Annotated in this window: 21 protein-coding genes and 2 pseudogenes; 7 read left to right on the top strand and 16 right to left on the bottom strand. The window is 51.4% G+C overall.

Features of this window, described 5'->3' with window-relative positions:
* Positions 1-6: 6 nt before the first annotated feature.
* Positions 7-357: a cupin domain-containing protein gene (locus ACLJRS_RS20810; RefSeq protein ID WP_001173080.1), complete on the top strand. Its 351-nt coding sequence runs from the start codon at positions 7-9 to the stop codon at positions 355-357.
* 89 nt (positions 358-446) lie between these two features.
* Here the strand turns inward: ACLJRS_RS20810 and ACLJRS_RS20805 are convergent.
* From ACLJRS_RS20805 to cpxP, 11 genes and pseudogenes are all read right to left on the bottom strand, one after another.
* Positions 447-587: pseudogene (locus tag ACLJRS_RS20805) on the bottom strand (CDP-diacylglycerol diphosphatase); the annotation flags it as partial.
* 51 nt (positions 588-638) lie between these two features.
* Positions 639-764, bottom strand: a pseudogene (locus ACLJRS_RS20800) (hypothetical protein); the annotation flags it as partial.
* Between the two features lie 97 nt (positions 765-861).
* Entirely contained in the window at positions 862-1,584 is a 723-nt protein-coding gene (locus tag ACLJRS_RS20795) for a GntR family transcriptional regulator (protein ID WP_001535809.1), read from the bottom strand.
* A gap of 62 nt (positions 1,585-1,646) precedes the next feature.
* Positions 1,647-2,687 carry an ADP-ribosylglycohydrolase family protein gene (locus ACLJRS_RS20790; protein ID WP_000557871.1) on the bottom strand — a complete coding sequence of 347 codons (1,041 nt, stop codon included), beginning with the start codon at positions 2,685-2,687 and terminating at the stop codon, positions 1,647-1,649.
* 9 nt (positions 2,688-2,696) lie between these two features.
* A complete protein-coding gene (locus tag ACLJRS_RS20785; RefSeq protein WP_000646502.1) occupies positions 2,697-3,656 on the bottom strand; it encodes an aminoimidazole riboside kinase in 960 nt (319 codons plus the stop codon).
* Positions 3,657-3,666: 10 nt separating this feature from the next.
* Positions 3,667-5,001, bottom strand: coding sequence for an MFS transporter (locus ACLJRS_RS20780; protein WP_000777314.1), 1,335 nt, complete (start codon positions 4,999-5,001; stop codon positions 3,667-3,669).
* 262 nt (positions 5,002-5,263) lie between these two features.
* Positions 5,264-6,019 carry a CDP-diacylglycerol diphosphatase gene (locus ACLJRS_RS20775; protein ID WP_000750762.1) on the bottom strand — a complete coding sequence of 252 codons (756 nt, stop codon included), beginning with the start codon at positions 6,017-6,019 and terminating at the stop codon, positions 5,264-5,266.
* A gap of 100 nt (positions 6,020-6,119) precedes the next feature.
* The gene (locus tag ACLJRS_RS20770; RefSeq protein WP_000758711.1) at positions 6,120-7,109 is read right to left on the bottom strand and encodes a sulfate ABC transporter substrate-binding protein; all 990 of its coding nucleotides are present in this window, start codon (positions 7,107-7,109) and stop codon (positions 6,120-6,122) included.
* Between the two features lie 203 nt (positions 7,110-7,312).
* Positions 7,313-8,275 (bottom strand): 6-phosphofructokinase, encoded by a 963-nt coding sequence (gene pfkA / locus ACLJRS_RS20765; protein ID WP_000591793.1) that lies wholly within the window; start codon positions 8,273-8,275, stop codon positions 7,313-7,315.
* 184 nt (positions 8,276-8,459) lie between these two features.
* Positions 8,460-9,362, bottom strand: coding sequence for a CDF family cation-efflux transporter FieF (fieF, locus tag ACLJRS_RS20760; RefSeq protein WP_001077320.1), 903 nt, complete (start codon positions 9,360-9,362; stop codon positions 8,460-8,462).
* Between the two features lie 147 nt (positions 9,363-9,509).
* On the bottom strand, positions 9,510-10,010 hold the full coding sequence (gene cpxP / locus ACLJRS_RS20755) for a cell-envelope stress modulator CpxP (protein ID WP_001233463.1): 501 nt from the start codon (positions 10,008-10,010) through the stop codon (positions 9,510-9,512).
* A 150-nt stretch (positions 10,011-10,160) separates the two neighbouring features.
* Here cpxP and cpxR point away from each other — a divergent pair, with 150 nt between their 5' ends.
* Together cpxR and cpxA are read left to right on the top strand one after the other, a co-directional pair.
* A complete protein-coding gene (gene cpxR, locus ACLJRS_RS20750; protein ID WP_001033731.1) occupies positions 10,161-10,859 on the top strand; it encodes an envelope stress response regulator transcription factor CpxR in 699 nt (232 codons plus the stop codon).
* A complete protein-coding gene (gene cpxA, locus ACLJRS_RS20745) occupies positions 10,856-12,229 on the top strand; it encodes an envelope stress sensor histidine kinase CpxA (protein ID WP_000580402.1) in 1,374 nt (457 codons plus the stop codon). Before cpxR ends, cpxA begins: the two co-directional genes overlap by 4 nt.
* A gap of 50 nt (positions 12,230-12,279) precedes the next feature.
* Here cpxA and ACLJRS_RS20740 read toward each other — a convergent pair whose 3' ends face one another.
* From ACLJRS_RS20740 to sodA, 3 genes are all read right to left on the bottom strand, one after another.
* Positions 12,280-12,675: a nuclear transport factor 2 family protein gene (locus tag ACLJRS_RS20740; protein WP_000133441.1), complete on the bottom strand. Its 396-nt coding sequence runs from the start codon at positions 12,673-12,675 to the stop codon at positions 12,280-12,282.
* A gap of 11 nt (positions 12,676-12,686) precedes the next feature.
* The gene (gene yiiM / locus ACLJRS_RS20735; RefSeq protein WP_000559229.1) at positions 12,687-13,376 is read right to left on the bottom strand and encodes a 6-hydroxyaminopurine reductase; all 690 of its coding nucleotides are present in this window, start codon (positions 13,374-13,376) and stop codon (positions 12,687-12,689) included.
* A 69-nt stretch (positions 13,377-13,445) separates the two neighbouring features.
* Positions 13,446-14,066 (bottom strand): superoxide dismutase [Mn], encoded by a 621-nt coding sequence (sodA, locus tag ACLJRS_RS20730; RefSeq protein WP_000122629.1) that lies wholly within the window; start codon positions 14,064-14,066, stop codon positions 13,446-13,448.
* A 328-nt stretch (positions 14,067-14,394) separates the two neighbouring features.
* On the opposite strand from sodA, the gene ACLJRS_RS20725 reads away from it, so the two are divergent.
* Genes ACLJRS_RS20725 through ACLJRS_RS20715 form a run of 3 tightly spaced genes read left to right on the top strand, consistent with a single transcriptional unit; the run spans position 14,395 to position 17,212 of the window.
* Positions 14,395-15,378, top strand: a complete 984-nt coding sequence (locus ACLJRS_RS20725; protein WP_000812816.1) for a TRAP transporter substrate-binding protein — start codon at positions 14,395-14,397, stop codon at positions 15,376-15,378.
* An 18-nt stretch (positions 15,379-15,396) separates the two neighbouring features.
* Positions 15,397-15,912, top strand: coding sequence for a TRAP transporter small permease (locus ACLJRS_RS20720; RefSeq protein WP_001091413.1), 516 nt, complete (start codon positions 15,397-15,399; stop codon positions 15,910-15,912).
* Complete coding sequence (locus ACLJRS_RS20715; RefSeq protein ID WP_000566800.1) at positions 15,905-17,212, top strand: TRAP transporter large permease; 1,308 nt, start codon at positions 15,905-15,907, stop codon at positions 17,210-17,212. The genes ACLJRS_RS20720 and ACLJRS_RS20715 overlap by 8 nt, the downstream gene beginning before the upstream one ends.
* 158 nt (positions 17,213-17,370) lie before the next feature.
* Here the strand turns inward: ACLJRS_RS20715 and ACLJRS_RS20710 are convergent, their stop codons facing one another.
* Complete coding sequence (locus tag ACLJRS_RS20710) at positions 17,371-18,054, bottom strand: oligogalacturonate-specific porin KdgM family protein (RefSeq protein ID WP_000378721.1); 684 nt, start codon at positions 18,052-18,054, stop codon at positions 17,371-17,373.
* 618 nt (positions 18,055-18,672) lie between these two features.
* Here ACLJRS_RS20710 and rhaT point away from each other — a divergent pair.
* Complete coding sequence (gene rhaT, locus ACLJRS_RS20705) at positions 18,673-19,707, top strand: L-rhamnose/proton symporter RhaT (RefSeq protein WP_000063541.1); 1,035 nt, start codon at positions 18,673-18,675, stop codon at positions 19,705-19,707.
* Here rhaT and rhaR read toward each other — a convergent pair.
* A complete protein-coding gene (gene rhaR / locus ACLJRS_RS20700; protein WP_000013290.1) occupies positions 19,704-20,552 on the bottom strand; it encodes an HTH-type transcriptional activator RhaR in 849 nt (282 codons plus the stop codon). The two genes, rhaT and rhaR, sit on opposite strands and share 4 nt — an antisense overlap.
* Between the last annotated feature and the right edge of the window lie 91 nt (positions 20,553-20,643).

The following is a 20,643-nucleotide window of genomic DNA, read 5'->3' as shown; positions in this document are numbered from 1 at the left end:
ATAAGCATGCAAAAAACGAATGAGAAGAATCATGAATACCGCTTTGGCGATAATGGCCCTAAATACTTAATCCGTGGGCCGGGCTGCGATATGGGCGTCGTCATACTACAACCAGGGCAGTCATTCCCTAACCATCGCCATAATACCGCTTGTGAGATTTTTTATACCCTAAGCGGTGAAGTGTGCCTGTATCTGGAAGGAACACCTCATATCCTGCAAACTGGAGATGTTTTACAGTGCGAACCTGGGGAGGCGCATTACCTCATTAATAACGGCGATAAACCCTGGAAAGGCGTGTTTATTAAATCGCCGCATCTGGAAAATGACAGCCACCCCGCAGATCCACCGGCCTGGTAACGCCCGCGCCATCGCCAGATTTTGCCGGATAGCGCCACGAGAGCCTTGTCCGGCCTCCAAACGGTATTCGTTAATGCAATATCAAGCTGTCATTTGATGACCTGTTGGTTCAAGATATCACACTGATGATCCTGAATTTCCTCGGCAGAAGCGCGATTGAAGATCAGTAAATTACGCTCGGTCGCCAGCAGGACAAAAGAGCCATCGCTTTGGCGTACCACCGCCAGCGCGATACATCACAGCATCCCCGCCCGCGCAGGAACTTTCCCTGGTCCCATCGCCACCACAGCAGCAAAAAATAGCAGTGCGGTCATAAACTCCGGCAGTAGCGAAGTCGCCCACAGAAGGATAGTAATGCCAACCATGATGGAAGGGAGGAACAGAGGATGGGGCAACCAAAGCGACATATCTGTCTCCTGACGATTTTTTCAGCAAGAATACGACGGACAGTCAGGCAGGTAAACGCCAGATATAGTGGGGTTATCGCAGGATTAAGTGGACAGATCAGTGATAATGAATTTCACCAAAGTATTCAGACAGCACGTAATAGCGGCAATACTCAAAAGGGCTGTCCTTCCCGGCCTGAAACGTCTGTCTGGCGACGGATAACAGCGGTTTATTGGCGGCGATTTGCAATTTTTCGCACAGGTCAGCGGAAGGTAAAATCGCCTCAACTTTTTCTATCGCCGAGTCGCTTGTGACGTTTAATAACGAATAAAGCGACGTATGCTCCAGCGCCTGCGGTGTGAGTTGCAGATCGGGAAAGAAGCTAAGATCAAGATAGATCTTTTCATGGTTAAACGGACGGTTATTCAGGCAACGAATACGCGAAATATAGAGATAGTGATGCTGTGCGGGCAGGCTCAAGCCGTCTGCCTGAGCGTCGCGCGCGCGGCGCGGCGCGATTTCCAGAATACGGTTCTCAATCGCCACGCTGGCGTCCTGGAGATCGCGGGTAATACCGCGAAACGTGTGCCCGTAGCTCACTCCTTCCGGTACCGAGCACACTACAGAACCACTCCCGCGCTGCGACGAAATAATGCCTGCATTGATTAATTCGCTCCAGGCCTGTTTAACCACAATCAGCGAGACGTTGTAGGCTCTGGCAATCTCTTTTTGCGTCGGCAGCTGGCTGCCTAAAGGCAGGGATCCATTTTGAATCTGCTGACAGATGATAAAAAATAGTTGCTTATAAAGCGGAGTAAAGCTCGTTTTATCAACCTGCAAGCTGCGCACCTCACGTCTTCGCCAGCAGGGGACGTTTTACCGTCCCCGGCAGGGTGAATTCGCTACCCTGCGATTTGCCTGGCCAGTTCTGCCAAATCGAAATGATTCATACGATCCAAAGTCGTTAAATAATCGGCGGGAAAAGCCTCCACGCCATGGAATGCGCCGGAAATCGCCCCAACCATGGTGGCGACAGTATCAGTATCATTGCCGATATTAACGCCGGAGATAATAGCATCTACGGCAGAATTCGGACAACACGCGAACAGGCCAAAGGCCGCCGGCACCGCTTCACTCACGTGCAGCCCGGAGCCAATAATATCGGCAATATCCACTATCGCCGTTTCCCAATGACGATGACGTTTACCGATATCTACGGCCAGCTCAATGCGTCGGGCAACGGAAGGCCCGGCCACCATCATCGCCCCTTGCTCCTGCGCCAGCAGATAGCCCCTTTGCGCACCGTAAATACCAGCGGCAATAATGCTGTCTGCGTTGGTCTGCGCTCTTAACGCCTCGCTGGTTGCCGCCGCCATCGCCGCTGCGCCGGACATCGCCAGCACGTTATTATGCGTAAAACGGCAAATCTGTAGCGCGCAGTCAATCGCCGCGTCAATATCACCCGGATGCAGAACCGCCGCTGGCCAAATCTTCATGGCGGCGCCGTTCGTTGCCTCCGCGTTACCCTTATTAATAATCTGTACCGACTGTTTTTCGCCTTCCAGCTCGCCCTGCAAAGAGGCGCGATTATCATTAAATATCGCTTTCATTGCCGCACGCGTCGTCGGACCGGTAAAGTTGGCGTAGAAAGGATAATCCAGCCACTGCTGAAAAGCCTCGCGCATCGCCTCGTCGCTGACCTGGCGTTGATGGCGCAGCAGCGCGTCCATAATGTACTTCGCCTGAATAAAATCATCCGTGCACATACCCGCTTCATTGCAGCGGCCAAACGTGTCCGCTGGCGGTTTTTGAAAGGTCGTCACCCAGCCGCCAAAATAGTCTTTTATTTGCTGCTGGGCGCGTACTTCCGTCGCGGCTCCCATCGCGTCCGCGGCGGCGGCGCCCACCAGGCATCCCAGTATTTTGTTTTGATCAACGTGCATGATGACTCCTTATTTCACGGTCATGGCTTGTGCCAGCGAATGGCTGGAAAGAAAAGTGTTGAGTTGGTCAGGAAACGGTAAAGCGGTCATTGCGCCTTTTGCCGTCACCGCCATAGCGCCGCAGGCATTAGCATTGCTGATGGCCTCCGCCAGTAGGGTATGATTCCAGCAATTTGCGCGGGAAAGGGTGAACAACAGCCCGCCGACAAAAGCATCGCCGGCTCCCGTGGTATCGACAACATCGACGCGCAGTGCGGGGAAATGGAATTCCCCCTCGGCGGTAATCAACAGCGCGCCATCGGCCCCCAGCGAAATGATGGTGGTGTCGCAGCCCAGATCGCGCAGGTAATAACGCGCATCCTGCCAGTGGCTGGCCCCGCTGAGCTGGCACAGCTCATCTGCCGAGACTTTGCAGATAGAAGCCAGTGCGGCGGACCGGGCGATCAGTTCAGGGATTTCATCAGTATTCCCCCACATTTTGCTGCGTAAGTTGACGTCGAATAACACGTAGCCACCGGCTTCTCGCATGCGTCTCGCCCCTTCCAGACATGCTTCGCGAGCGGGACTGTCGGTGAGGCCAATTGAGCTGAAGTAAAACCATTCGTACTGCCTGAACGGCGGCAAATCCTGCGGCGAAACGTAGGTATCAGCCCCCGGATGCACCAGATAGGTAAAGCTGCGTTCCCCGTCAGCCGTCAGGTTGACGATCAGCACCGCGCTGGTCAGGTCCGCATCCAGCCTTAGAAACGTGACATCCACGCCGTTATCCTGAAAAACCTGGCGCAGGAAGCGGCCGGCGTCATCGTCACCAAGACAGCCAATAAAACCGCACTCTCCGCCCAGCCTGGCAACGCATACCCCCACGTTCGCCGACGCTCCGCCGGGGCATTTCAGATAGCTGTTCTGTTTTTCCGGCACCAGATCAACGGAGGCATCGCCGATAACCCAAACCTTATTCATGGCCTTCATTTGCGCCTCCTTATGCCTGCTTCTGCGCCAGGGCAAGCTGAATATCACGATAATATTCGTTATTAATCAGATACTTTTTCATAAGCAGCCCAACCGCAAGATGGAACAGTGCCGGAATGAGCGTCATCATCAGCGCAATACCGGTGAGCGAACGCGCGCTCTGTTCAACATCGGCCTGATAGCCAAAGTGGCTCAGCAGGAATCCGAGTATCCCGCCCGCGATCCCCATCCCAAACTTCTGGAAGAAGAGGATGCCGCCAAACGCCAACCCGGAAACGCGCAGACCGGTTTTCTTTTCGCCGTAATCCACCGCTTCGGCGATAGAGGACCAGAACACCGGCATTTGCATATCGCAGAAGAAATTAATAAGAAAATAGAACGCAAACGCCAGGATAAGATTTTCACGCCCGACGGAGAAATACATCAGCGCGCTCAGAATAAAGGTAATAATCTGGGTGTAGCGGAACATCTTAATTTTGTCCCAGAACTTGGTTATCCAGGTGGTGGCAATCATCGCTAAAATAGAGGCAACGACGCCGGTAGTCAGGAAGGGTGAAATCAGGCTATCTCCGCCGTTCAGATAATACTTGGCGTAATAAGCGGCAACGGAACCGCGAATAACATAACCGCACATCAGCAGCAGAATAACAACGCCGAGAATAATCCACTGATCGTTACGTAACAGATATTTAAACTGTTTCCCCACCGATAGCGAGGTAATCTCCGGCTCGCTGCGTTCACGCGTGGTGAGAAAACAGAAGATAAACAGCAGCGCACCCATTGCCCCCATTAAGCCCATCGAAAACTGATAGCCCAAAGCCTTATTACCCTGCCCCAGCCAGACGGCAAGCATCGGTACGACGATAGTCACCAGGAAAGCGGCAATCTTAGTCATCACAAAACGATAGCCGTTGGCACTTAACCGTTCGACGGGGTCGCTGGTAATCACGCCAATCATCGAAATATAGGGAATGGTGATCGCGGTATAGACCAGGGTCATAAGAATATAGGTGCCATAGGCCCACGCCAGCTTGGCCATATAAGCCATATCAGGCGTAATAAACATCAAATACACGGCGAAACCAAAAGGAATAGCAAACCACAGCAGCCACGGGCGATAACGCCCCCAGCGCGTATTCAGTTTATCGGTAAGAACCCCCATGGCCGGATCGATAATGGCATCAATCATCCGCACAACTACAAACAGTACGCCAACATCAGCGGCGCTCAGGCCGTAGATATCGGTATAGAAATAGGCGAGGAGCAGCTGCATGGCGATAATCACAACGTTTATCGCCATATCTCCCGCGCCGAAGCCGATTTTTTCCACGATAGAAAGTTTCATGTTGATATTCCTTTACGCTTAACAGCGCAAATCTGGTGAACAATTAATGATGTCACTACATGAAATAAAAACGTTTTTATATAAGCCATCCACCAGACAATCTATGGAGGCTATGAAGAGAGTGTAACTAACCACCAAAAGATATAAAGGTATACCTTTATATCTTTTGATCGGTTTCACATATTTTTATAGACACGATCTTACCCCAGTTTTAAACCGGGATAAGAATCAATAAGATAATGAGCAGGGGGTGTAACGAAAATCAGCGGGAAGACAAAATGGCGCAACTATGGTCCTGAATCTCTTCCGCCGATGCGCGATTAAGCGTCAGCAGGTTACGCTCGGTCGCCAGCAGAACAAAAGAGTCGTCGCTTTGGCGTACCACCGCCAGCGCATAGCGTCCCATATGATCGCGCGCTTCCGGCACCTCTTCCGCCAGCATCATAAACGGACTACGCTGCGCCAGTTCGCTCTCGGTTACCCGGCGCGCCAGGTATTCATGCCCCATCAGGCCACCCGGCAGCGGAAGCCAGCGAGTGCTGATGCGCGTGAGATCGTTATCCAGTTGTTCCCGAACGTCAGGACGGATGCAAGAAATATGGATATGCAAATGGTCCTGTGAACGACCAAGCCGCGAATTAATCGCCAGCGAGACCGCGCTATCCGGAATATCATGCCCGTATTTTTTACTCATATAGCCGCGAGCCTGCCAGGCCAGCCAGAAAAAGTTGGGCGTAGCGGGTTCCAGCAATAGCGGGCTTTCTGTACCGTTGATACGGTAGGTGGGCATCAATAAATATTGCAACGGACCGTGACGATCTTTAAAGACGACATAGCCAGCGCGAGGTTTGACTTCCGCGCACGGCGCTGGGTTTTGATGCTGTAACTGATCGGGCAGGCATTGTTCAAGCACGATTTCCCGTAATGCATCAGGGTTGCCGGAAAATTTCCAGTAACCGACGCCCGCCGCGGCGACAATCACTATCACCGCCAGTAAAAAGTAGCCTGTTTTTTTCATGATATGCGTTCCCTGTGACCCATAGACGGGGAAGAGTAACGCAAAATTGTGGCAAAGAAAAAACCCGGTAACATAATACGTTACCGGGTTTATAAACGGTTTAGCGTTTGCTGATTTGGTCGAACGTACCGCCATTAGCGAAGTGATCTTTTTGCGCCTTCGCCCAGCCGCCAAACACCTCGTCAATGGTGAACAGCTTCAGCTTCGGAAACGCATCGTCGTATTTTTTCGCCACGTCAGCATCGCGCGGACGGTAGAAGTTTTTCGCTGCTATCTCCTGCCCTTCCGGCGAGTAGAGATACTTCAGGTAGGCTTCCGCTACCGCTTTGGTGTCTTTCTTTTCCACCACTTTGTCGACCACGGAAACGGTCGGCTCTGCGAGAATAGATTCACTCGGGGTCACTATCTCGAATTTATCTTTACCCAGTTCATTCGTCGCCAGTAGCGCTTCGTTTTCCCAGGCAATCAGCACATCACCGATACCGCGTTCAACGAAAGTATTGGTTGAGCCGCGCGCGCCGGAGTCCAGCACTTCAACGTTTTTAAACAGGGCTTTGACAAAGTCCTGCGCTTTGGCCTGATCGTTATTGTTGTGGTGCAGGGCGTAGCCCCATGCCGCCAGATAGTTCCAGCGTGCGCCGCCAGAGCTTTTCGGGTTTGGCGTAATCACCGACACACCGGGTTTAATCAGATCGTTCCAGTCATGAATTTGTTTTGGATTGCCTTTACGGACCAGGAAAACGATGGTGGAGGTGTAAGGTGCTGAGTTATCCGGCAGACGCTTAATCCAGTTTTTATCGATACGACCACGTTCCGCAATAGCGTCCACATCGTAAGCCAGCGCCAGCGTCACGACATCGGCTTCAATGCCGTTAATAACGGAAGTCGCCTGTTTACCCGAACCGCCGTGCGATTGACGGATCACGACGTTGTCGCCGGTTTCCTGCTTCCAGTGCGCGCTAAACGCTTTGTTGTACTGCTCGTACAGCTCACGCGTTGGATCGTATGATACGTTAAGTAACTGAATATCCTTTGCCAGAATGCTGGTTGACGCCAGCAATAATGTGAACCCCACGCCCCACTTTTTCATCGCCCGACTCGCTTATGTTGTGTTGTGATGAGCAAAGCGTGCCAGAAAGAGATCCAAACATTAAAGAATAAAAAAAGATTGGCTATAACTTCGAGGAATAAATCTGAGGGATTGCCGGATGGCGGCTAGCGCCTAATCCGGCCTACACGTTTCTGCAACCTGTAGGCCTGATAAGCGTAGCGCCATCAGGCGCGCAAAAACAATCAGTACAGTTTTTTCGCGCACTCCATCCAGTCGCTTTTGAACGGACGCTTCATGTTTTCAATCGCATCGATGATGTCATGATGAACAAGCTGCTCGTTCTGGATACCGACACAACGACCGCCATGGCCTTCCAGCAGCAGGTCAATAGCATACGCGCCCATACGGGAAGCCAGAATGCGATCGTAAGGTACCGGGGAACCACCGCGCTGAATGTGGCCGAGCACCGTCGCACGCGTTTCACGGCCCGTTTCTTTTTCAATAAAGTGCGCCAGCTCGTCAACATCACACATATGTTCGGTGATAGCGACGATAGCGTGTTTTTTCCCTTTCGCGATCCCGGCTTTGATTTCCGCCACCAGATCCTCGCGATTAAATTCAACTTCCGGCACCACGATAAACTCACAGCCGCCAGCAATAGCCGCCGCCAACGTCAGGTCGCCGCAATAACGGCCCATCACCTCAACGATAGAGATACGCTGGTGAGAAGAGGAGGTGTCACGCAGACGGTCAATCGCTTCCACTACAGTGCCGAGAGCAGTGAAATAGCCGATAGTGTAGTCGGTGCCTTTGATGTCGTTATCGATAGTGCCTGGCAGACCGATGCACGGGAAGCCCATTTCAGTCAGACGTTTTGCACCCATATAAGAACCGTCGCCGCCAATAACTACCAGCGCATCGATACCGCGTTTTTTCAGGTTTTCGATCGCGACAGCGCGAATATTTTCGTCACGGAATTCCGGGAAACGGGCAGAACCGAGGAAAGTACCGCCACGGTTGATCATGTCAGATACGCTGTAACGGTCAAGCTGAACCATACGATCTTCATACAGGCCCAGATAGCCGTCATAAATGCCCATGACTTCCAGCCCTTCCGTCAACGCTGCGCGCACAACACCGCGGATTGCCGCGTTCATGCCCGGCGCATCACCGCCGCTTGTCAACACACCGATTTTCTTAATCATGACTACCTCTGAACTTTGGAATGCAAAATGAAATCTATTGCCGGAAGCCGATTTCGCACTTCGAAACGATCCAACGAATATACAGATAGTATAACAATCCCTTCCTGCTGAATTGATTCAGGTCAGGCCAAATGGCGGTAATTTATACACAAAATGCTGGCCTGGCTCACTTTTTAACAATCAATTATACAAGCTCGAACTTCCTGCCTTCCCTGGGAACGACTGAACAGGGATCCTGATGAATAATGACATCTGAACCCGGAAAACGCTGTAAAATCGCCTGCTCTACCTGGTCAGCCACAAAATGCGCCTGAACGAGCGGCAGATTATCTTCCATTTCCAAATGAATCTGAATAAAGCGAGTCGGCCCTGACTGCCGCGTGCGGAGATCGTGCGCGCCGCTGACTCCCGGCCATGACGTCACGATATCAATAATTTCCTGTCGTTCCGCATCGGGCAGCGCGCGATCCAATAATGACTGCACCGCCTCATACCCCATACGTAACGCGCTATACAAAATATAGATGCCGATACCTAACGCAAACAGGGCATCCGCACGATGCCAACCGTACCAGGATAACCCCAGCGCGATAAGAATCGCTCCGTTCATCATAACATCAGACTGATAATGAAGCATATCCGCCCGTACCGCCTGACTTTGGGTCTTGCGTACCACCCAGCGCTGAAACGTGACCAGTATAATAGTGCATATCAGAGCGATGACGGTAACGCCAATCCCCACGCCGGGGTCGTTCATTGGCGTCGGCTTAATCAGATTCTGAATACTGGTCAAAAACAGAAACAACGCCGAACCGGAAATAAACATACTTTGCGCCAGCGCCGCCAGCGACTCCGCTTTACCGTGCCCAAACGTGTGTTCATCATCTGCGGGTTGCAGCGAATAACGCACGACCAACAAATTCGTCAATGACGCGGCAATATCCACCAGCGAGTCCACCAACGCCGCCAGAATACTCACCGATCCCGTATACCACCACGCAAAAATTTTGATCAAAAGTAACGCTGATGCCATCGCCGTTGCCGCGATAGCCGCCCGGCTAACCAGCCGTCCATAGGTTTGATTCATAAATACTCCCGCTATCTTCTGCCGGTAGTATAACGGATGGTTTAAAACAGTAAGCTAATAACAGAATGACAAACTGGAGATAAAAAAAACCCCCACATCATGTGGGGGAAGACAGGGATGGTGTCTATGGCAAGGAAAACAGGGTTGTTACTGGGAACGTGAGTTGCTACTACTCAATAATTTCAACGATGAACTTTTTTGCCATTGCGCCACGTCGCGCAGTTGCTCCATTCGTTGCTGATGCTTTTCATTCAAAACCGCTTGCTGCTCCGGCGTTAACAGGCGATACATCTGGTTACGCACGCGGGCCATTTCGACCTGGCGGGCAACCTGCTCTTGCGCCATTTTTTCTGCCTGAGCGCGCACAGCGCTTTCATCAAATTTTTCTGCGGTGACAAGCCGATGCATTGTCTCCATTTCGCTAACATTAACAGGAGGCTGTTCATGCCTTGCCTGTTGCATAAGATCTCGCATCTGCTGACGCTGATGTTCGGTTAAACTTATGCCGTCAAACATATGATTTTGCGCGCTACGCTGCGTGGCCCCGTCACCGGGGTGCCAGTTATCGCTTGTAACAACTTCAGCTGCGTGGCTTAAAAAACTGAATGCCAGCGTTGAGGCCATAACAGCAGCGGTAACTTTGCGCATCGCTTGCTCCCAAAATCTTTTCTGTCGCGATTCAACGAGAGACAGTTTACGATTCGGGCTGCAAACATGCGTCAGGGGGTGTAAAACAACGTAAAGTCATGGATTAGCGACGCCTGATGACGTAATTTCTGCCTCGGAGGTACGTAAACAATGAATAAAATCCTGTTAGTTGATGATGACCGAGAGCTGACTTCCCTGTTAAAAGAGCTCCTCGAAATGGAAGGTTTTAATGTCCTGGTGGCCCACGACGGCGAGCAGGCGCTTGAGCTTTTGGATGACAGCATCGATTTACTTTTGCTTGACGTCATGATGCCGAAGAAAAACGGTATCGATACGTTGAAAGCGCTTCGCCAGACACACCAGACGCCTGTCATTATGCTGACCGCGCGCGGCAGCGAGCTGGATCGCGTTCTCGGCCTTGAGCTGGGCGCGGACGACTATTTACCCAAACCGTTTAACGACCGCGAACTGGTAGCGCGTATCAGGGCTATTTTGCGCCGTTCCCACTGGAGCGAGCAGCAGCAGAGCAGCGACAACGGCTCGCCGACGCTGGAAGTCGATGCGCTAAGCCTTAATCCGGGTCGCCAGGAAGCCAGTTTCGATGGCCAAACGCTGGAGCTGACCGGTACGGAATTCACCCTGCTCTATTTGCTGGCGCAACACCTCGGCCAGGTGGTTTCCCGTGAACATTTAAGTCAGGAAGTGCTGGGTAAGCGCCTGACGCCGTTCGATCGCGCCATTGATATGCATATTTCTAACCTGCGCCGCAAACTGCCGGAACGCAAAGACGGTCACCCGTGGTTTAAAACATTGCGTGGTCGCGGCTATCTGATGGTTTCCGCTTCATGATAGGAAGTTTAACCGCGCGCATCTTCGCCATCTTCTGGTTGACGCTGGCGCTGGTGCTAATGCTGGTCCTGATGTTGCCCAAGCTCGATTCACGCCAGATGACCGAGCTGCTGGACAGCGAACAGCGCCAGGGATTGATGATAGAGCAACATGTAGAAGCTGAACTTGCGAACGATCCGCCCAACGACCTGATGTGGTGGCGTCGCCTGTTCCGCGCGATCGATAAGTGGGCGCCGCCTGGACAGCGGTTATTACTGGTGACCTCTGAAGGACGCGTGATCGGCGCTGAACGCAGCGAAATGCAGATCATTCGTAACTTCATTGGTCAGGCGGATAACGCCGATCATCCGCAGAAGAAAAAATATGGCCGCGTAGAGATGGTGGGGCCGTTCTCCGTTCGCGACGGAGAGGATAATTACCAGCTTTACCTGATTCGACCGGCCAGCAGTTCGCAATCCGATTTTATTAATCTGCTGTTTGACCGCCCGCTCCTGTTGCTCATTGTCACGATGCTGGTCAGTTCGCCGCTCTTGCTATGGCTGGCATGGAGTCTGGCGAAACCGGCGCGTAAGTTGAAAAACGCGGCTGATGAAGTGGCGCAAGGCAACCTGCGTCAGCATCCGGAGCTGGAGGCGGGTCCGCAGGAGTTCCTCGCCGCTGGCGCCAGTTTTAACCAGATGGTGACGGCGCTGGAACGGATGATGACCTCGCAGCAGCGTTTGCTGTCAGACATCTCCCATGAGCTGCGAACGCCCCTTACGCGCCTGCAACTGGGTACCGCGCTGCTGCGTCGTCGTGGCGGCGAAAGCAAAGAGCTGGAGCGTATTGAAACCGAAGCGCAGCGTCTGGACAGCATGATCAATGACCTGCTGGTGATGTCGCGTAACCAACAGAAAAACGCGCTGGTCAGCGAAACGATGAAAGCCAATCAACTATGGGGCGAAGTGCTGGATAACGCCGCCTTTGAAGCCGAACAGATGGGCAAGTCGTTAACGGTAAATTATCCGCCAGGGCCGTGGCCGCTCTATGGCAACCCAAACGCGCTGGAAAGCGCGCTGGAAAATATAGTTCGTAATGCGCTGCGCTATTCACATACGAAGATTGAAGTCGGCTTCTCGGTGGATAAAGACGGTATTACGATCACGGTCGATGACGACGGGCCGGGCGTCAGCCCTGAAGACCGCGAGCAGATCTTCCGTCCGTTCTATCGCACTGATGAGGCGCGCGACCGCGAGTCTGGCGGCACCGGGCTGGGGCTGGCGATTGTCGAAAGCGCCATGCAGCAGCACCGCGGCTGGGTTAAGGCTGACGATAGCCCGCTGGGTGGGTTGCGGCTCACGCTGTGGCTACCGCTGTACAAGCGAACCTAAAAACCATCGGCCTGCGAATGCAGGCCGATTTTTTATCTCGCCGTCGAGATTTACCGGGAAATGTCTGGCGCCAGAATCCACTCGGCGCTGTCGTTCCACACGTCCATCCGGGTAATTTTGCCATCGCGCACTTCGAAGCGGTCGATAAAGCGGTTATCGGCAAACGGGCGACCGTCGGGCCATTCGCCATACAACGTACCGTTGGAATAAATCACAACGTAATCATCATGCTGCACCGCATCAAACTCGCCCAGCGCCTTCTTCACCCACTTGTAGCGAGCGCCGTTAAACTGCGCGATATCTGCCGCGCCCGCCATCGCCCGGCCTCCGGTGAAGGTAATTTTCACCTCCGGGTGCATATACGTTGCGGCACGTTCAGCATCGGGAATCATCGAGGCCACCAAAAATTCTTTTACGATCGCCACCGCATTTTCAGCTTCAGTCATAATCCTTCCTTTCATTTTGGCGGAGTTTTATCCCCCCACAGTCGTCTGGCGCTATCTTCAATTTTGCCGCTCAAACGACGCTTTTGCATGGTGCGGCTCCAGCTCGCCGACAGCCCGGCGGCGCTCAACAGCCGGTGATATTGTTCGTCATCAAACGGCATAGACCAGGCGATAACACCCGCTTCATGAACCGAGACATCGCTCAGACGCGACGCCAGTTCCAGCGGCGCATCGCTGGAGACCTTACCTGGCGCAATGACCCGATACAGCCAGCCGGTTTTTCCGCTGTTCTGCATAAGGAGGGCCATGTCGCTGATGGCAAAGTGGAAATTAAGTTTAAAGCATGGAGAGCGCGGCTGAGTGACCTGGATCAACGCCTCGCCCCAGCGGTAGATATCGCCAATAAACACGTTGTGTTCGGTCATTCCGTTCGTCGACAGATTCTCGCCAAACGCCGGGGCGCAAAACAGCGTCGCCTGCTCGGGGAACTGGCGAATCCAATCAGCATAGTGTTCGCGGGGGTAATGGCATAGCGCGCGGTCGGGGCCGCCGTGGATTTTCTTTTCGGCCTGCTGATCGCCTGCCAGACCCAGCTCGGTCAGCATGAGTTCGCCGTCGATTTGCACCTTGGCGATAGCGCTCGGGCGGCTGCCGTCATAGTCACGAATTTTGCCAATAAACACGTCAACCGGATAATGCATCTGCTGCTCCTTACGCGGATACAAAAAAAGCGAGTCATCAGACTCGCTTCTACAGACGTGCAATGCAAATTATTTTTTAGCGGCGAAACGCGCTGCTGCTTCGTCCCAGTTCACCACGTTCCAGAACTCTTTGATGTAGTCCGGGCGGCGGTTCTGGAATTTCAGATAGTAAGCGTGTTCCCACACGTCCAGACCCAGGATCGGGAAGCCGGAAGCGCCGGAAATGGCTTCACCCATCAGCGGGGAATCCTGGTTTGCGGTAGAAACCACAGCCAGTTTGTCGCCTTTCAGCACCAGCCACGCCCAGCCGGAGCCGAAACGGGTTGCTGCTGCTTTTTCGAATTCAGCTTTGAAGTTGTCAACGGAACCGAAGTCACGCTCGATAGCCGCTTTCAGATCACCCTGCAGGGTGGTGCCTTTTTTCAGGCCCTTCCAGAAGAAGCTGTGGTTAGCATGGCCGCCAGCGTTGTTACGCAGCACGGTTTTTTTGTCCGCTGGCACCTGATCCAGTTTAGTAATCAGTTCTTCAACCGGCAGGTCAGCAAACTCAGGCAGGTTTTCCAGCGCCGCGTTAGCGTTGTTGACATAGGTTTGATGGTGTTTGGTGTGGTGAATCTCCATCGTCTGCTTATCGAAGTGCGGTTCCAGTGCATCATAAGCGTACGGCAGGGATGGCAGTGTATAACTCATAATCATCTCCATTATTGTCGAGCGGCACAGTGTTAACGCCGCGTAAGCAGTTGGTTCATTATAGTTAATTAAATGATATTGAAAATGATTATCAATGCCGTACTTTTTCCAGGGTTATAAACGTTACGGCATCCGCTGAAAAAAATCGTTTTTTACGCCTCCAACCGAAACCGCCTGTTGATGAATTCCTGGAAATCATGAAATGTGAAACAGGGTTTCAAAATCTTTCTTTTGGTGCCAATTTTTGTCAGCGGTGGCAAAATCAAGAAGGTTATAATTTCACCATGCAATTACATTCCCGGTAAATTATTACAATTGCGAGGGAATTATGAAGCAACCTGGTTTTATACGTCTGGCTACGTTGGCCTTACTCTCCACACTCTCTTTCTTCTCCCACGGCGAAACCATTTTGCGCCTGGCCTACGCTGAAAATAGCCAGCCGGTAAAAGATGCGTTGCACTTCCTGGGGCAGCAAGTTGAAGAGAAAACGGGCGGCGATATCAAAGTACAGTACTTCCCGGACGGACAGCTTGGCGGCGAGCGCGAACTGGTGGAGTTGACGCAGGTCGGCGTCGTCGACATCACTAAAGTGTCGTCCGGGCTGATGGAAAGTTTTTCGCCTGAGTACGGCGTGTTCTCACTTCCCTACCTGTTTGCCACCGTCGATGAATACTACCGCGTAATGGATAACCCACAGGTGATGGAGCCTGTTTATCAGTCCACCGCCGCACAGGGGTTTGTCGGCGTAGGCTGGTATGATTCCGGCGCGCGTAATTTTTATATGAGCAAAGCGCCGGTTAAACGCATTGAGGATTTACGCGGGAAGAAGATCCGCGTCATGCAGAGTGAGACGGCGATCCAAACTCTCAAACTGCTGGGCGCTTCGCCCATCGCCATGAGCCAGGCGGAGGTCTATACCTCGTTACAACAAGGCATTCTCGACGGCGCGGAAAACAATGAGTTCGCTCTCACCATCGCCCGCCACGGCGAAGTCGCCCGTTATTACACCTACGATATGCACACCCGCATTCCCGATATCCTGCTAATGAGTACCCTCACGCTGGAAAAGCTGACGCCGGAACAGCAGCGCATCGTCGAAGCCGCCATCAAGGCGTCGATCGAATTTGAGAAAGCCGCATGGGACAAGGAAATAGAGAAAACCAGGCTGGCGGCGGTAAAAGATTTCAACGTTGAATTCTACGAGATCGACAAAAAACCCTTCCAGAAGGCAGTACAGCCTATTTACGACGGCCTGAAAAACAAACCGCGGCTTTACGGGCTGTATCAACGTATCCAGACAGCAAAAAATTAATCTAATCAGGAAATTAAGATGAACACATTCAGAAAAGGACTTGATTTATTGCTGGGCGCTATCTGTTGCCTGGTGCTGGCGATAATGGTTGGCATCGCCTGCTGGCAGGTGGTGAGCCGCTACATTCTGGGCGTTCCCAGCACCCTTACCGAAGAGATGCTGCGATTTCTCCTGGTGTGGGTATCAATGCTGGGCATGGCTTTTGTCGCCGGTCAGAAACAGCATATCAGCCTGACTCTCTTACTGGATAAGGTGTCGCCGACGATTCGTGGCTGGTGGGATATTATTCTGCAGGTCATTTTTATCGCGTTTTCCATTTGGGTATTGATTATCGGCGGCTTAAAGATTTCTGCGATTTCTATGCTGCAAATCTCCCCTGCGCTGGGCATTCCGATGGGGAAAATTTATTACGCGCTCCCCTGCGCAGGCGTACTGATCATCCTCTATGGGCTGCTGAATATCGTTGACGCCCTGAAAGCTATCCATTCCGCCACGGATACCACTGAGCACACTCTGGAGAAATCACATGATTGACCCTATTTTTGCGTCCTGTACGCTAATTGCCGTCTTTGTTGTTTTACTGGCCATGGGCGCGCCTATTGGGATCTGCATCGTTATCGCCTCTTTCAGCACCATGATGCTGGTACTGCCTTTCGATATTTCGATGTTCGCCACCGCGCAAAAAATGTTCTCCAGCCTGGACAGTTTTGCCTTGCTGGCCGTGCCGTTCTTCGTTTTGTCCGGGGTGATCATGAATAGCGGGGGAATTGCCGCCCGGCTGGTCAATTTTGCCAAACTGTTTACTGGCAAACTGCCCGGCTCGCTCTCTTATACCAACATCGTCGGCAATATGATGTTCGGTGCAATTTCCGGATCGGCGATTGCCGCCTCAACCTCCATCGGCGGCGTGATGGTGCCGATGAGCGCGCGCGAAGGTTACGATCGCGGCTTTGCGGCCGCGGTGAATATCGCCTCCGCGCCGACGGGAATGTTAATTCCGCCCACCACGGCTTTTATCCTTTATGCGCTGGCAAGCGGGGGAACATCGATTGCCGCTCTGTTCGCCGGCGGTCTGGTCGCGGGAGTGCTGTGGGGCGTTGGCTGTATGCTGGTCACGCTGGTGGTCGCTAAGCGTCGAAATTATCGGGTTTTCTTCACCGTCCAAAAAGGCATGGCGCTAAAAGTTGCCGTTGAGGCCATTCCCAGCCTGCTGCTGATCGTGATTATCGTCGGCGGCATTGTGCAGGGGATTTTCACCGCCATTGAAGCCTCCGCGATTGCCGTGGTGTATACATTATTGTTGACGATGGTGTTTTACCGCACGCTGAAAATTAAGGATTTGCCTTCGATTTTGCTCCAGACAGTGGTAATGACCGGGGTCATCATGTTCCTGCTGGCAACCTCTTCGGCGATGTCCTTCTCGATGTCGATCACCAATATTCCTGCGGCGCTGAGCGATATGATCCTCGGTATTTCCGCCAATAAACTGGTTATCCTGTTAGTCATTACCGTCTTTTTGTTGATTATCGGCGCATTTATGGATATCGGTCCGGCCATTCTGATTTTTACCCCGATTCTGCTGCCGATCATGGCTAAACTGGGCGTCGATCCGGTGCATTTCGGCATTATCATGATCTATAACCTGGCGATTGGCACCATTACGCCGCCAGTTGGCAGTGGTTTATATGTCGGGGCGAGCGTCGGTAAGGTCAAAGTTGAGGAAGTGATTAAACCGTTGCTGCCTTTTTACGGCGCGATTATCGGCGTTCTGTTATTAATTACCTACATTCCGGAAATCACACTGTTCTTACCCCGTCTACTGGGCATCATGTAAGCGCATAGTTTCCTGCACATCTCGTTGGCCGGATGGCGATTCGCGTCTTATCCGGCCAACGCACGATAATAATTATCCGCAGGTCATCACCAGGTAAAAAAAACCGGCTACCTATAAAGTAGCCGGAAAAGGGAATAAATAATAAACAGGGATAATGATTAGAATGTGTAGCCTATACCCACGCGGAAACGGGTTTGTCTTTCATCGCTGTTGCTATTGACGGAAACATTACCTACCTCAACGAATGGCGACCATTGGTCAATAATATAGGCAGTTCTGAAGTTATATTCATAGTTATCTTTGCCGCCATCGTAAAGATCATATTTATCGGCTTTCTTATAAATCCCTTCAATTGTCCAGTCAAAGTTGTTCCATTTATAACCCGCCCAGACATCCATACGATTGATGGTATCATCATCACGGATATCAGAAGAACGGCGTACATATTCAAAACGATAGCGCGCACCAACCCACCAGCTTTCATTTAATGTCCACGTCGCGCGGAAGTAAGGCTTATAGGTAGAGTAACCGTTGCCTGTTTCCAGCACGAAACCCGGTTGCCAGGCGACATCACCGGTTTTAAATTGGTAGCTTATCGTATATTCGTTACCCTGTGTTTCCAGGTCATTAAACGCTTTATTGGTGTCATCCCCGCCTGATTTTGAGATAGCTTCTATCGCAAAACCAACACCATTCGCAAACCGATGAGAAATATACGCACGGTCATAGTTAGCTTTACTGTCATCAAGATATTCATGACGAACATCGACATATACTGCATGCGCATTTGTTACAACAAGAGGTAATAGTAAGAAAAGAGATTTTCTCATAACAGAATCCATTTAATTTAAAATTAAAACGTTGTTTCATGTCATACCATTACAACCATAATACGCAATGTGAATGGCGACAATATAGACAAAGATCTTTAATTTAAAATTGGGATAATGTTCAAAAAGCAAAATAAAATAAATGAAATTTATATTCGTAATATAAAATAAAAATCAAAACACCATCAACAACGCCAATATAGGGATTTCCTTATATTTATATTTCATTGATTCCTAACGTTAATTTCAATATATTTAAATTGTAAATACAAATAAAACAACTAAATAATTACTGTATAACTACCCTTTTATCAAACGGTAAGTCAGACTATTCCCATTATGTGATCTCACGCAGCGTTTTCTTTGCATTACTGCCAGCTAAGTCGTTTCGTGTCGTTATGATGAAGGTATTTTAGAAAACAAATATTACCCACTGATTTAAATAACATCCAGACGGTCACGATGCGCTCCGACTTTTTTAAAACGTGAAGTTAATCACTTCATTAACGTGCTGATTGCCAGAATACACCCAACGGCGGCAATCGTTATAAGGTTACCAGGCTGCGTAATTTTTAAACTCATGCAAACGGAAGGGGTATCCCGTCCATAAAAAATAATGAGGAACATGTCATGAGTAACGCGATTACGATGGGTATTTTCTGGCATCTGATAGGGGCGGCCAGTGCAGCCTGCTTCTATGCCCCGTTCAAGCAAGTGAAACAGTGGTCATGGGAAACCATGTGGTCAGTGGGCGGCATCGTCTCATGGCTTATTCTGCCGTGGACAATTAGCGCTCTGTTACTGCCTGATTTCTGGGCCTATTATGGGCAGTTTAACCTCTCCACCCTTTTACCGGTTTTTCTGTTCGGCGCCATGTGGGGCATCGGCAATATTAATTACGGTCTAACCATGCGTTATCTCGGGATGTCGATGGGTATCGGCATCGCTATCGGCATTACGCTTATCGTCGGCACGCTGATGACGCCTATCATCAACGGTAACTTCGATGTGTTAATCCATACCGAAGGGGGACGCATGACGCTACTTGGCGTTTTTGTCGCGCTGATCGGCGTCGGGATTGTGACGCGCGCCGGACAGTTAAAAGAACGCAAAATGGGCATTAAAGCGGAGGAGTTCAATCTGAAGAAAGGGCTTCTGCTGGCAGTGATGTGCGGTATTTTCTCGGCGGGGATGTCTTTTGCCATGAACGCCGCGAAACCGATGCATGAAGCTGCTGCCGCGCTTGGCGTTGACCCGCTCTATGTCGCGCTGCCGAGTTACGTGGTGATTATGGGCGGCGGCGCGCTGGTGAACCTCGGTTTCTGTTTTATCCGCCTGGCAAAAGTGCAAAATCTGTCGATAAAAGCCGACTTCTCGCTGGCAAGGCCATTGATTATCAGCAATATTCTGCTGTCCGCGCTTGGCGGTCTGATGTGGTATTTGCAGTTCTTTTTCTATGCCTGGGGTCACGCGCGCATTCCAGCGCAATATGACTACATGAGCTGGATGCTGCACATGAGCTTCTATGTGCTGTGCGGGGGGCTTGTCGGTCTGGTGCTAAAAGAGTGGAAAAATGCTGGCCGCCGTCCCGTTGCCGTATTAAGCCTCGGCTGCGTGGTAATTATTATCGCGGCGAATATTGTCGGTTTAGGCATGGCCAGTTAATCGCTTTGATTACTGAGATGACGCCATTGGCTCGGCGTCATCCCGGTTTCCCGCGTGAACACCACTGAAAAATAATTACTATCTTCAAAACCGCACTGCATCGAAATCTCGCTAATCATCAGCGGGCTATGCTGAAGCAGATACTGCGCGTGGCAAATACGGACCTGGCGTAAATATTGATTAATCGTCATCCCGGTTTGGGCGCGAAACTGCTGCCGCAGCACCCGCTCGCTGCATTGTTCCTGCTGGCAAAACGCATCCAGCGCAAAGGGACACTCAAGGCTATTAGCCAAAGCGGTAATTAATTTATCCAACAGGGTTTCTCGGGAGGTTGCCGGAAGATCGTCGGTCGCGTAGCGATGCCGTTTTAACGTCATTACCAGTTGACCAAACAGCAATTCCGCCATCTCATTCGCCAGCGGATCGCGTCCATTACTCTCATGTTCAAGCTGGTTAATGACCTGCCGCGCCTGATTCATTCCCATACTGCCCAGCCGCCAGTGAGGATGCCACTGCGCTCCCTGAAAGCCGGGAATCATCGCCTGCCAGTTTACATTGAGTTTCAAACGCTCCGGGCAGTAAATAATATTTTGCAGCACCAGATCGTTAACGGAAGTATAGGAGTGTTTGTCTTCAGCACGAATGTAAAACAGATCGCCGCGGGTAATTCTGTATGGGCGCTCATTAAGAACGTGTAGGCCATTGCCCCGCCAGACCATCACCAGTTCACAAAACTCATGCGTATGTTCCGCAAAAACATCCTGTGGATAGCGATCGGCAACCGTAACGGCCTGCTGCTCATCAGTAAAAAAATCTTTTTTCAAAAGGATTAACTGATTTGCCACCGCAGCACCTCATGTTGAATGCTTGCCGGATGGCGCTACGCTTATTCTGTCTACCGCTCGCCGCCGTAGGCCAGGTAAGGCGCAGCCGCCA

This window comes from Salmonella sp. SAL00670, from assembly GCF_046552235.1.
In the GTDB taxonomy this organism is placed as follows: domain Bacteria; phylum Pseudomonadota; class Gammaproteobacteria; order Enterobacterales; family Enterobacteriaceae; genus Salmonella; species Salmonella enterica.
The sequence above is the reverse complement of the archived record's forward strand: the minus strand, read 5'-3'. Positions and strand labels throughout refer to the sequence as shown.